This window comes from Plantactinospora sp. ZYX-F-223, from assembly GCF_039649625.1.
In the GTDB taxonomy this organism is placed as follows: Bacteria; Actinomycetota; Actinomycetes; order Mycobacteriales; family Micromonosporaceae; genus Plantactinospora.
In genome coordinates, this window is the sequence record NZ_JBDJAV010000002.1 from 239,541 (window position 1) to 251,956 (window position 12,416).

Sequence of the window (12,416 nt, forward strand, 5' to 3'; positions counted from 1 at the left end):
TCAAGTCAATGCTCCCTCTCGTCGAACCGCTCCACCAAGGAAGTCGCGCACTTGCTCCCGTAGCATGGTCGCCGTGACATTCGTCTGAAACTGCGGCATGTCGAGCTGGTCCGCAAGGGCTTGAAAGACCTGGGCGAGCTGATTTATTCGCTGGCCTTCCGAAAGCGCGAGTACAGGTGCGAGCGCCTCCGCTGCGGCCTCCGGGCCACCTTCTGCGCCTGCGGAGCTTAGACGGGCAAGTGCTAGGTGGCCTCTGCTCAATGCCCAACTGATCGGCCAGGTCTTCATTCCTATCGGCGGGGCACCGCCGTAGCCGAGAGCAAGGACGTACTCCTCGGCAAGCTCACAATTCCCGAGAAGTGCATATGTGACCGCCGAATAGTATTGTTGTCGCCCCTCCGGAAAGGTGAACATCGCTCCCAGGTCGCCCAATTCGCCGGCCTCGTTGAAGTTGTTTTTTTCGCCTTCTAGCAGGGCGAGATGCTCCATAGCGTCGGAACGTCTGCCGAGTTGGGTGAGGGCGCGCACCTGGAGCCCTCGGAGCCGATAAGAGTCACTTCGTCTTCCGGTAAACTTAGCCGCATGCTTCAAGGCTGAGCCTGGCCGACCACGCCAGAGGTCGATCATCGCCTTGGTGCAATTTACCCATCCCGCTAGCTCTGGGTGGCCCGCGCGCTCCGCGAAATAGCCGGCAGCCTCGGCGTGCATCATGCCGGCGGCGGACTCACCGAAGTCGTGGGAGGCCGAGGCTAACAAGAGGCACGATGCCCCCTGGAGCACGTATAGCTCTTGTGTGTCACTAACGGAAAGGCCCCCTCTTCGCAGCAGGGGCGATAGGAGCGCCCCGGTGCTTAGGGCTCCCGCGACCGCTGCGGGAAGATCGGAGGTCAGTACGTAGTCCGTGGTAGCCCCTTGAAGGTGCCCACGGGCTGCGGAAAGCGTGTCGCGTGCATAACCCATAGGGCTGTCGTTGACCAACTCGATGGACTCGGATGCCAGACTCCAAAGAAAGGTACTGGATAACCCGGCGGCGCCAGCAACCGGCAATGCAGTCAAGAGGCTGCGGCGGTCGATGCGCGCATCCTGTGGTAGCGGCGAGGCGGAGGTTTCCGGGTCCGCCAGGGAAACCGGGCCATCTGTCGATGCGCGCTCATCCGCCGTGGTGCGATCGATATAGAGACCGAGGCTCTTTTCGTCAGCCTTCAAAACAGCGCATAAGGCCATCCGATAGTCCTCGTTTGGCCATCGGTTATCGCCTCGCTCGATCGCTCCGATCGAGCGCTCGGTGAGGCCGGCCCACCGCGGCCCTCGGTCCTGGCTCTTGTACCACTTGGCGAGGAAGGCGTTACACGCGTCAGCTAGCTCCTGGCGCGACATGGGCCGACCTGATCCTGACGGCGAGAGGAGTGCTTTCCGGGCCGTCTTGAACTGGGTGTTCTCCTTCTTCGGCCTCAGCCTCGGCATCTTGCACCCCTGATGATCATGCCTGCCAGACCCCTGACGCGTGTGTGTCCTGCCCTACAGGATCGCAGCGGACGTTCCGAACGTTCAAGCCGCCACCCGGACCCAAGCTGTCCTGTAGCGGCTGGCCGCCACGAGTCCGACTGTGGCGACCAGCGCTGCGGCGGGGCTTACCGGTCGAACTCTCCGCGCCTAATGCCCTCGACAAACTCCGCCCAGACGTCCTGACTGAAGACGAGGTTAGGGCCGTTCGGGTCCTTGGAATCGCGCAATCCGACGTATCGATTGTCGGAGATAGCGGCCTCTACGCAGTTGTCGGCGCCACCGCTGCGTGTCGACTTGCGCCACTCGCCGAAAGCCAACTTATCCATTGTTCCCATTCCTCCTAGTCTCCTCGGCCACTGTGGCGAGAAAGTCAAGGCTGTCATCTGGCCGCAAGGCCGCCTCTACCAGCAGGTCGTAGAGCTGAACGTAGCGGTCGACGCTTGGGGGTTGCGTTAGCACCAAGTCGTCCGTGACGGTGTCGACCGCCACCACGATTGGATCTTCGGGGTCCGGGTAGCGGTACATAAAGAAGGCTGAACGCGGCACTGAATGGTTGCGAATCTGTGCACCGAGGGGCAAGACTCGCACTACCAACGTCTCTCTCTCGTGGCCCGCGTGCACTATGTGATCGAGCTGGTCTGCAACGACTGGTGGAGGTGCCGCAAAACGCCGAACGGCCAACTCATCGATAATGACCTCGTATATCGGACCACCAGGCCGCTCGACCATTCGTTGACGACCGGCGCGGGCTTCACTGGCGCGCGAAAGGTTGTAGGTAGCGTCCTCGGTTCGGTCCATATTGATTCGACACTCCGTGTAGGACGGAGTTTGCAAGAGGCCAGGAAGATAGACCATCTGGTACTCGCGGATCTGACTGGCGCCGGCCTCCAAGTTGGCGTAAAGCGCCTGCCTCGCGCCCATTTCATCCGCAAACTTCGCCCACCAGCCGCGTTCCTGGGCTTCCCGGGCAATAGTCATTATCTGCTGCCAGCGCTGCTCGTTTACCTGGAACAGTTCGAGGATGCGCATAATTTCATCTAGGTCCGGCGCGACATGACCATTCTCAAGACGGGAGATGCGCTGACGCGCAACGCCGATGTCCGTGGCGAGCCTTGCGGCCGAAACGCCGTGAGCCTCGCGAAGCGCAATCAGCTCGGTCGCGAGTCTCCGACGTCGCACGAATGGACTGATCATGGCGACCTCCGGTACAGCCGCCGGACGAACCACCGGCGAGGCAGCCGAAGCGTAACCCTTCTCCATGCTTCGAGTTGCCTGGGAAGACCCCGTGACTGGACTGCGTGCCTGGTCAGAGCCATCTGTGTATCAGGTTGGGTATCAGATTCGGCGGTAAGCCGGGATTCCCGGTCAGGTGGACTGTCCGTGATGGTGGACACACAACAAGCGACGTGTCGATCCGGTTCGCACCGGTAGACCGACGCAGGGCCGTCTGACAAGGGCGACCGCGTGAGGTGGGGCTAGTACCGCCCGACGTCGCGCGCTAGCGCCGCCCAAGCGTGCGGGCGGCCGGTCAGGTATTGCCTCGGCCGGACGCAGACTACAAGTCCGTCCGGCCGAGCGTACCAACAGGAAGGGAGCACCAGTGATCAAGCAACCGGGCGTGGACACCAGCCTCCCGCGTCGCTTCCTTGCGTCTGCGGCGAGGCAGATAACCGAGATTGCTCCGTGGACGAGGCCATGCTCGTGATCGTCAGGGACAAACCCGCTGCGGACGTAGTTCGAGACGCCCGGATCACACTCGCTATCCATCATCAGGGTGAGCTGAACCTTTGCGATGGTTGTTACGAGCTTACCTGTGGTTTCTCTTGGTTCCCATGCGAGAAGGCTCGTTGGGTGCTGAACGTTTTGGCGGAAGTGGAGGTTGACCCGCTATGAAGCCACTCCACACCCCGATTCTGCAAGTCGACAGCCCTCCTAGGCGCGCAATATACTCACAACTCGTAAATGCCTTGGGTCGCACGTGGACGGTATCGCAGCTCGCCAGCTCACTCCCGTCTGTGTCTGTCGAGGCGATCCGCACAACCATCCATTTATTGATGGGTGAGCAGTTCGTGGCTCTGGTTCCACGCATGCGAAGCTTGACGGTGCAGGTCACCGATGATGGAGCTGACGCACTGCGTCAGATCCTTTCCTCCTGGGGCGCACCGCCGAACGCTGCAAGCACCGAGAAGTCGTCATGACGGCCACAACGGTCCGAGCGGCGGTATCCATGACTGCTCTTATAGCCGACGACGCGGAAAGAGTGATCACTGAGCATTTGCGCTCCGATGCGGGCGGACACTGCCTTGCGTGTGGCGAGGTTGAGCCCTGCCCCACGCGCGACCTCGCGCACTCGGTCCTATTTGGTAACGGTCGTCAGCTTCCACGCCGCCGCCCCCTCGCCCTCATCGGAAGCAACGGCAATCTGGTTCCTGACGGTACGCCTTTCTCAGCCTTTGGAAGTCCAGGATGAGCGCCGGAGGGTCGTCGCGGCCCGCACCGTGTGGTTGGCCGATGAAGGACGTCCGAGGCTTGCGCCTCGCCGTGGGGGCTTCGCGGCTCAGGGGCGGTTTCGCGAGCAGACTGGCCTCTTCGAGTAGGCCGGCACCCGGTGCCGTCCGTCTCAGACGTCTCGCTGGCTCCGTGCGGCGCTGCCCGCGGTGGCCCGGTGAGGTGCGTTGACCGATCCGACTAGGAGGAAGTACCGAGTGGTCCAAATGACAGACACACGTTTCGACGCTGATCGTGCCGCTGAGTTGCGCGCTGAGCTGGCGGGCGAACTGCGGGCGCAGGGAAAGATCATCACCCGGGCCGTGGAGGATGCGATCCGGCGGGTGCCGCGCGAGCGGTTCATGCCCGACGACACCGATCTAGCGGTTGCCTACGGGTTCGACAACTCGGTGATCACCAAGCGCGACCAGCACGGCGTTGCGATCTCGTCTGTGTCTGCGGCCTACATCCAGGCTCGGATGTTGGAGCAGGCCGAGCTTCGGCCGGGCATGACCGTGCTGGAGGTCGGCTCGGGTGGGCTGAACGCCGCATACATCGCCGAGATCGTCGGCCCGGAAGGTCAAGTGGTCAGCGTTGACATCGACCCGGACGTCACCGACCGGGCGGCGGCACTGCTGGAAGGAAACGGCTACGGCAACAGGGTTCGGGTCCTCGTCGCTGATGCCGAGCACGGGGTGCCGGACGAGGGGCCGTTCGACGCGATCATCGTCACTGTCGGCGCCTGGGATATCGCCCCGGCCCTACTGGACCAACTTCGGGACAACGGCATCCTTGTTCTGCCGTTGATCATGAATGCCGTCACGAGGACTATCGGGTTCCGCCGCGAGGTCGACCACCTGGCCAGCACCTCGCTGGAAGTCGCGGGGTTCGTGCCGATGCAGGGCGATGGCAGGCACCCCGACCGGGTGTTCCTCTTGCCTGACTCCGAGGGCCGTAACGTCCGCCTGTCGTTCGACTCGGGCGTCCCAGAAGAGATGAGCCAGCTCGACGCCATCCTCGCGACGGACCGCACCGAGCGGTGGTCCGGTGTGACGATCAAGCACGGCGTCTCGTTCGCCGACCTGCATCTATGGTTCGCCTGGTTCCTCCGTGGCTTCTGTCGTGTCGCCGCCGAGGAGGGAACCGACTTGTCCGCCGAGCGCGGGTGGTTCCCCTTCGGGGTCGTACGCGGGGCTGGCTTCGCCTACCTGGCAGTTCAGCCCGCGTTGGAGGGCGAAGGAGTGGAGTTTGGTGCTCGCGCCTACGGCCCGGACGGCGAGCAGGCCGCTGCGGCGATGATCGAGCAAATCCAGGCGTGGGATCGCGGTGGGCGCGACACCGAGCCGAGATTCGCTTACTGGCCCGCCGACAGCGACCGCTCCCGTATCCCGGCCGGCACCACCGTTATGCCCAAGACGCACGGCGTCATCTCGATCTCCTGGTCGTAGACCAGGTGGCACCACACAGCCCCTTCCAGTAAGGAGAGTGATGTCGATGGCTCCGCCGACTGCGGTCCTCGACGCCCCCACCGTCGACACCGAGGCCGTCACCGACGACGACTTCGTGCTCGACATGCGGGTGATCGAGTCCGCCACGCCGCTGGTCGTCATGGCGTGCAGCACGAACGACGGCTGCGGGCAGACGTGCAGCACCAGCGCGTGCAGTACCTCGTCCTACGACCCGGCCTGATCGCGCCCTTCCCGTAGCTAACCCTCCTGCCGCTGGAGCCCGCGCCGCTTCGCGGGCTCCGGCGGCCCGGTCCTACCTCACCCCCGTAGGAGGCGTCATATGCTGCCCGAACGCGCCGGATACCAGGCAGTCGGTCCGGTGTTGGTCCGGGCCAGCACTGATCCTGGCGACCTCGGCCCCGAGCCTGGGGCGAACCTCATTGGCCCTCGGGCGGTCAAGCGGGAAGCTCTCGCCTGGCTGGCCGAGCAGTGGACGCGGCCTGACGTTCGGGAAGCAATCTCGATCGCCAGTCCCGCCCTTGCCTCCCGCGTCGACCAACTGCTTGCCTCTGGTGCACCTGACGCCACGGCCACCGCTGTTCGCCGGGCGGTCCTTGCTACAGCCTCCTACCTCCTGCGGTGGCAGCGACGGACGACGCCATTCGGCTTGTTCGCCGCCATCACGACGGCAACCGTCGGCCCAGCGGCCGCGAAGATCGGAGATCGACACCGGGCTGTCGCCCGGGTCGACGGTGAATGGCTCACGCTGCTCGTAGACAACCTCGAAGCGTGCCGCGAGCTGCGGCCCCGACTGTCAGTGGTGGCCGACAACGCTAGGCTCGTGCGCGACGGTCGAGTCATCGTCGCCCCGCGGCCTCAGCCTGGCCAGCGTTCGCCTGGGCTGCCCCGTGAGACTTCCACCAGAGATACCCGACCCGTGCGACTGGCCCTCGCTCACGCGGCCCGGCCGATCCGATTTGACCAACTCGTTGCGCGGATCGCGGACGAGCTGTCCAGCGTTGCTATCGGCACGATCGAGGCGATGGTGCACGGCCTGGTTGATGGTGGCTTCCTCATCACGGGCCTTCGGCCGCCGATGACGGCCGTAGACGGCCTGGCCCATATCATCAACGCGCTGGAGGCCGAAGGGGCGGCCGAGCTGAGCGTGGTAGCCCCTGCCCTGAACCAGCTCAAATCGGTCCATGAGCAGTTGATGCGGCACAACACGCTGGCAGATCCCTCGGAGGCGACGCGAATCCGTGCTGCGGTGACCGAATCTATGGCCGCACTGGCGCCCGCCGCTGAGCATCAGCTTGCCGTGGACCTGCGGCTCGACGCCCAGATCAGCGTTCCGCCCCAGGTACTAGACGAGGCGGTGCTCGCCGCCGAGGTGTTGCTGCGGGTGACCACACAGCCGTTCGGTTCGGTCGCCTGGTTGGATTACCACGCCCGGTTCCGTGACCGCTACGGTCCCGGTGCGCTGGTGCCGGTCCGTGACCTGCTCGCGGACTCCGGCCTCGGGTACCCGACCGGATTCCTCGGCGCACCGCGCGCACGTCCGGCCTGGCGGACGCTGACCGAACGCGATGTGCGCCTCGGGGCGATGATCCAGAAGGCGGTGCTCAACGGTGCCGACGAGATCCGCCTGACCGACAGCGACATTGCCGCACTGACCGTCGGCGACCACACCTTGGCCCTTCCGCCTTCCCGAGCCGAGCTGGGATTCGCCGTGCACGCCGCCACGACCGAGGCGCTTGACGATGGGGACTTCGAGTTGCGGGTGGCGGCAGCGCCCCGGACGCCGACCAGCATGGCCGGGCGCTTCGCCTACCTGCTCGACCCGCCTGAGCGAGCGCAGCTCGTCAAGTCGTTCACCGTTGATGGGCGCGGCCCTGGCGAGGTGATGTCGATCCAGATCTCGTTTCCGCCCCGCCGGACGCACAACCAGAACGTCATCCGCGTCGGTACGTTCCTGCCCGACGTGCTGTCCCTGTCCGAGCACTCGGACGGCCCTGGGATCGCCGTGGAGGACCTCGCGGTCACCGTCGACAGCGAGCAGATGTACCTCGTCCACCAGCCCACCGGGCGCCGGGTCGTCCCGCAAATACCGCATGCCCTCGACACCGTCGTGCAGACCCCGCCCCTGGCACGGTTTCTCGCCGAGGTCGCCGACGCCCGCAGCGCCGTCTTCGGCCCGTTCGACCACGGCGCAGCCGCACGCAACCTGCCCTACATCCCCCGCATCCGGTACGGCCGCATCATCCTGGCCCCGGCACGCTGGCTACTGAACCCCGCCGACCTCGCCACTGACAGCGCTGACCAGGCCGACTCGACCGAGGTCCGGTGGGAGGCGTCCCTCGCCGCGTGGCGGCGGCAGTGGCGCGTACCCGCCCGGGTGGTGGTCTGCCACGGTGAGCTACGCCTTCCCCTTGACCTCGATCGGCCATTCGACCGTGCCCTTCTGCGTACCCGTCTGGCCCGCGCTGATCGGCTCGAACTCCGCGAAGACGCCCCTGCCCGCGGCTACGGATGGACCGGAGGCCGCCCGGCCGAGTTCCTCGTTCCACTTGCCTTGACCACTCCGCCGATCCGACGCACGCCGGTCACCTGGCCGCCCGGCGAGACGCTTTGGCCTGGAGCGTCCACCGTCGTCCACGCCCAGTGGATCGGCAACCCGGCCCGCGCCGACCAGTTGCTCACCGCCCACCTGCCGAGACTGGCCGACAACCTCGCCGGCCTCGGCTTAGAACGCTGGTGGATCAGGCGGCACCGCGACACGATCAGGCTTGAAGCCGACCAGCACATATCCCTATTCCTGCGACTCAAAGAACCCGCCGCCTACGTACCCACCTGCGCGATCCTGGCCGGTTTCGCCGCCGGCCTGGAGGCTCGCGGACTACCCGCCGAACTCATCCTCGCCCCGTACCGCCAGCACCTTGCCCGCTACGGTCACGGCCTCGCGCTCCAGGCCGCCGAGGAAGTCTTCGCCACCGACACCACCGCCGCCATCGCGCAGCTTCGGACCGCCGAGCAGGTGGGCATACCCGCGCAAGCTCTCGCGGCTGCGTCCATGGCGCGGCTCGCCGCAGCTTTCGCCTCCGACCACGAAACCGGGTATCGGGCGTTGTTGGCCTGCCTTAATGGCGCCACCACACCAGCGGAGCGCGCGCTCACCGACCTGGCCCGTCAACTGGCCGAGCCCAACAACGACTACCGAAACCTACGGGCTTTGCCCAGCGGAGGTGCTGTCGCGGACGCCTGGCAGGCCCGCGACATCTCTTTGCGTGCCTACCACGATTGCCTGCTGGCACAGCGCGACCCCACGAGCGTGCTGCGGACCCTCCTGCACGAGCACCACATGCGTGCGGTCGGGGTCGACCCGGACTTCGAGCGCAAAACCAATCACGCCGCGAGAGCGGCGGCAATGCGCTGCCTGGCCCACGCAGGTACCCGATGACGGCCACCATCGAAGCGGACTGGCAGTCGCTCGCCACAAGCATCGTCGGCGTCGCCGTCCTCGCAATCGAGCGAGCGTCCAACGGCACCGGCGACTGGACCGCCGTGCAGCAGTTCATCAAGCGAGCCACAAGCAGCCCCGTCGACGCGGGCAGGCACGCGGGCTTGTACTACGGAGCACCTGCCGTGCTGTTCATGCTCAATGGGGCGACCTCCGATGGCCGGGACCGGTACGCCGCCGCCCGGCAGAATCTCACCCATCACGTACGGCGGCTCGTACGCGAGCGTCTGACCGCCGCAGTCGAACGGTTCCAGCACGGCCTGCCCGCGACGTTCGCCGAATACGATCTCTTCTACGGACTCGTCGGCTTCGGCGCCCTGCTACTGCGGGACCTGCCCGAAAGCGACGAGCTTGGCGACCTGCTGACGTACGTCGTACGGCTCACCGAGCCCCGCAGCGACGACGGACAACAACTCCCCGGCTGGTGGGTCGACCACGACCCCGACCCACTCCTGCCCACCCCCGGCGGTCACGCCAACCTCGGCATGGCCCACGGCGCCGCCGGCCTGCTCGCCCTGCTCGCTCTCGCTACCCGAGCAGGTCGTCACGTAGACGGCCAGACGGAAGCGATCGAGCGTCTGTGCGCATGGTTCGACCAGTGGCGACAAGAGACACCACACGGACCGTGGTGGCCCCAATGGCTCACCCGCGACGAGCTACGCACCGGCCGCCCGATCCAGGAACATCCTGGGAGGCCGTCATGGTGCTACGGAATACCCGGCATCGCCCGCGCCCTCCAACTCGCCGCCATCGCCACCAATCACACCGTCCGTCAGGTGGCGGCCGAAGCTGCCCTAGCAAGCTGCCTGAGCAGCCCCCAGCTCGACCGCCTCACCGAGCCCGGAATCTGTCACGGGCTCGCGGGACTCCACGCCACCGCGCACCGGGCAGCCACGGATGCTCGAACCCCGGGCATCACCATGCGACTTCCTGCCCTTGCCGAACGCCTCACCCAAAGCGACCCCGGCCGCAGCCACGCCGGATTCCTAACCGGTCGCACCGGTTGGTCCCTCGCAATGCAGACCGTGCGCCTGAGCACGCCACCCCGAACCAGGTGGGACGCATGCCTACTGATCACCTGACTATCAGCCCATACCGCATGGCCGCCCTCGTCGAGGCCGTCATCTGGGGAACTTCAGCGGAGGCAGCCGCTGCCGAGGCAGGCATCGACATGCACGACCTCGCCGACGCGGTGCAGACCTATAAGGCCGCCGGGCTCGCCGCCCTGCAACGCGAGTACGCCGGCATCTGGTACCACGCACTCGTCAGGCCGGTCGATTGGACCACTGCCGATGCATCGTTCCGGGCGAAGGTCGCACCACGGCTCGACCGGCTCGACGGCGACGGGACCGTCTGGTGGTTCCTACGCAAACACCCGTTCTGGCGGATCAGGGTCCGCACCACCGACCACGACGCCGCCAGCGCACTCCTTGACGAACTCGCCGCCGCCGGCGTGATCGCCGAATGGCGAGCGGGCATCTACGAGCCCGAGACAGCCGCGTTCGGTGGAGATACGCCCATGGCCATCGTGCACGAACTCTTCTGCGCCGACAGCCGAGGCGTCCTCCACTACACCGGGACCGGCCCCCGTTCGACCGGCCGCCGAGAAGTGTCATTACTGCTCATCCGAGCACTCCAGCACGGCGCGGGACTCGACTGGTTCGAGGCGGCGGACGTGTTCGATCAAGTAGCCCAGATGCGACCCGCCCCTCCGGCCGCCGATGCGACCCGGGTGCAACGCCTCGCCGACCAGATGCGGCCCCTGCTCGCACTTCCGGCCGACGCCCGTACGGCGTTGTTCGCTCCCGACGGTCCTCTTACTTCGGCCAACGACTGGCACCTGGCCTTCATGCGAGCCGGCGAGCAGTGCGCCGAAGCAGCCCGCGCGGGCCACCTCCGCCGTGGCGTCCGGGCCGTCCTGGCCCAGATAGTGATCTTCCACTGGAACCGGCTCGACCTGCCCGCCCACACCCAAGCAATCCTCGCCCGCGCCGCGACCACCGCCATCCTGCCCGGGAGCTGAGCCATGTACCACGCCACCATCGCCGCCGCCGTACGCCGCTTCCCGCTCCTCGGCCGCCCACGTCCCGACTGCCCGGCCCTACCCCTACGCATCCAAGAGATCACCGATGCGGCCAACGCCGCCGCGCAAAAGGGCGAACACGGAGTGGCCGATGCGGCGCACGTCCTCAACAAGGCCGCCCTCATCGCCAGCGACGCGGGAATGCCAGAGTTCGCCCGTCAACTCTGCTGGCAACACATCAACGCCTACCGCCGCCTGACCAGACCGCTCACCACTCTCGAAGCCCACTACATGCTCGAACCCGTTCTCAACCTGGCCCGTCTGCAGATCCGCGCTGACCAGGGGACATCAGCACTACGACTCATCGAAGCCATGTATGAGGCGGTCACCCGCCACACCGACCTCACCATCGGCGAGCACACCTTGCCCACCGCCAACCTCACCGGCGACCGCGACGACCGCCGCAAGCTGCGCGAGTGGGTCTGGCTTCAACTCGTCGGTGAGGGCATCCGCATCCTGGCGCTCGGCAACCGGTGGGGCGACGCTGCCGATCATGCCCGTATCCACAATGGCATTGGCGATCACCTATTGGAAGGACGGCAGGCAGTCATCGTTGCCTCGTGCGTTCAGGGCGACCCCGATCAAGGCCGCCGGGTACTGGCAGCCAGCGCACTCACCGAACCGTGGGAGCAACAGGTCGCTGCCTGTCTCGACTTGATATGCGCAGGGCCAGGCAGCCCCCGCGCCGTACGTCACCTAGCCACCGCCGTGGAGCGACTCGCCCTCCCCATGACCGCAACCAATTACGCGTCCTACCGAACACGTCTCGGGCTCACCGTTGCCATCCTCGCCGGCGCGGTCGAGCCGGAAGTGGCGACGCAAGTCCTGCACGAGACCGCGCAACAGGCCATCGAGACCGCCGACGGCTACGCCGCCCGCGACGTCCTCGGTTTCCGCGAGCCTTCGGCCGGCATCACCCGAGATCAGTATGTTGACCTACGCCGTATCGCAGCGGAGGCGGGACTCGGGGTCGGGGAGCTACCCGCAGCGGTCGTGTGCGAGATGACCACAACGGCAGCTGTCGCCGTGGAAGCCCTCGACACGGCGCTCGCGCCGGTCTAGGCCGCTCGCCGCTACGAGATCGATCAAGTGCGGCGTCGTGGACTTCGCCCTGGCCGTCCCAATCCCCGGCACCTGAGCACCCACAGCGCGCAGTGCTGCCGCGTCTGATCCACCTGCCGCCGTCGGTTTACCCGAGGCCGGCGGCGGCAGGTGAACCACCCTCATCCCCGCCGGGAAGGCCATACGCACCGTGGTGAGCGCCCTACCCCTCTTGCCCGCGCCGGTGACACCATTCGCATCGCCGCTCAGGACTACCTCGACGGCACCGACGACGCCACACTTCGCATCAGCGAGATCGCCGCAGACCTCGACC

9 protein-coding genes are annotated in these 12,416 nt (G+C 66.3%); 6 read left to right on the plus strand and 3 right to left on the minus strand.

Annotated elements, in window-relative coordinates:
* The 3 genes from AAH979_RS03405 to AAH979_RS03415 form a co-directional block, all read right to left on the minus strand.
* The gene (locus tag AAH979_RS03405) at positions 1-1,377 is read right to left on the minus strand and encodes a hypothetical protein (RefSeq protein ID WP_346256503.1); all 1,377 of its coding nucleotides are present in this window, start codon (positions 1,375-1,377) and stop codon (positions 1-3) included.
* A gap of 254 nt (positions 1,378-1,631) precedes the next feature.
* Positions 1,632-1,832: a DUF397 domain-containing protein gene (locus AAH979_RS03410; RefSeq protein WP_346256504.1), complete on the minus strand. Its 201-nt coding sequence runs from the start codon at positions 1,830-1,832 to the stop codon at positions 1,632-1,634.
* A complete protein-coding gene (locus tag AAH979_RS03415) occupies positions 1,825-2,700 on the minus strand; it encodes a helix-turn-helix transcriptional regulator (RefSeq protein WP_346256583.1) in 876 nt (291 codons plus the stop codon). The genes AAH979_RS03410 and AAH979_RS03415 overlap by 8 nt, the downstream gene beginning before the upstream one ends.
* Before the next feature lie 1,520 nt (positions 2,701-4,220).
* On the opposite strand from AAH979_RS03415, the gene fxlM reads away from it, so the two are divergent.
* The 6 genes from fxlM to AAH979_RS03445 all read left to right on the plus strand — a co-directional run bounded on the left by fxlM (position 4,221) and on the right by AAH979_RS03445 (position 12,103).
* A complete protein-coding gene (gene fxlM, locus AAH979_RS03420) occupies positions 4,221-5,441 on the plus strand; it encodes a methyltransferase, FxLD system (RefSeq protein WP_346256505.1) in 1,221 nt (406 codons plus the stop codon).
* Positions 5,442-5,487: 46 nt separating this feature from the next.
* Positions 5,488-5,682, plus strand: a complete 195-nt coding sequence (locus tag AAH979_RS03425; RefSeq protein WP_346256506.1) for an FxLD family lanthipeptide — start codon at positions 5,488-5,490, stop codon at positions 5,680-5,682.
* Positions 5,683-5,781: 99 nt separating this feature from the next.
* Complete coding sequence (locus AAH979_RS03430) at positions 5,782-8,898, plus strand: lantibiotic dehydratase (protein WP_346256507.1); 3,117 nt, start codon at positions 5,782-5,784, stop codon at positions 8,896-8,898.
* Entirely contained in the window at positions 8,895-10,040 is a 1,146-nt protein-coding gene (locus AAH979_RS03435; protein ID WP_346256508.1) for a lanthionine synthetase C family protein, read from the plus strand. Before AAH979_RS03430 ends, AAH979_RS03435 begins: the two co-directional genes overlap by 4 nt.
* 17 nt (positions 10,041-10,057) lie before the next feature.
* A complete protein-coding gene (locus tag AAH979_RS03440) occupies positions 10,058-10,981 on the plus strand; it encodes a thiopeptide-type bacteriocin biosynthesis protein (RefSeq protein WP_346256509.1) in 924 nt (307 codons plus the stop codon).
* A 3-nt stretch (positions 10,982-10,984) separates the two neighbouring features.
* A complete protein-coding gene (locus AAH979_RS03445; RefSeq protein ID WP_346256510.1) occupies positions 10,985-12,103 on the plus strand; it encodes a hypothetical protein in 1,119 nt (372 codons plus the stop codon).
* Positions 12,104-12,416 lie beyond the last annotated feature (313 nt).

Excerpts from the sequence above, each read along its gene's own strand:
- fxlM (WP_346256505.1), top strand. The coding sequence starts at position 4,221 with ATGACAGACACACGTTTCGACGCTGATCGTGCCGCTGAGTTGCGCGCT.
- AAH979_RS03415 (WP_346256583.1), bottom strand. The coding sequence starts at position 2,700 with ATGATCAGTCCATTCGTGCGACGTCGGAGACTCGCGACCGAGCTGATT.
- AAH979_RS03435 (WP_346256508.1), top strand. The coding sequence starts at position 8,895 with ATGACGGCCACCATCGAAGCGGACTGGCAGTCGCTCGCCACAAGCATC.
- AAH979_RS03445 (WP_346256510.1), top strand. The coding sequence starts at position 10,985 with ATGTACCACGCCACCATCGCCGCCGCCGTACGCCGCTTCCCGCTCCTC.
- AAH979_RS03440 (WP_346256509.1), top strand. The coding sequence starts at position 10,058 with ATGGCCGCCCTCGTCGAGGCCGTCATCTGGGGAACTTCAGCGGAGGCA.
- AAH979_RS03430 (WP_346256507.1), top strand. The coding sequence starts at position 5,782 with ATGCTGCCCGAACGCGCCGGATACCAGGCAGTCGGTCCGGTGTTGGTC.
- AAH979_RS03410 (WP_346256504.1), bottom strand. The coding sequence starts at position 1,832 with ATGGATAAGTTGGCTTTCGGCGAGTGGCGCAAGTCGACACGCAGCGGT.
- AAH979_RS03425 (WP_346256506.1), top strand. The coding sequence starts at position 5,488 with ATGGCTCCGCCGACTGCGGTCCTCGACGCCCCCACCGTCGACACCGAG.
- AAH979_RS03405 (WP_346256503.1), bottom strand. The coding sequence starts at position 1,377 with ATGTCGCGCCAGGAGCTAGCTGACGCGTGTAACGCCTTCCTCGCCAAG.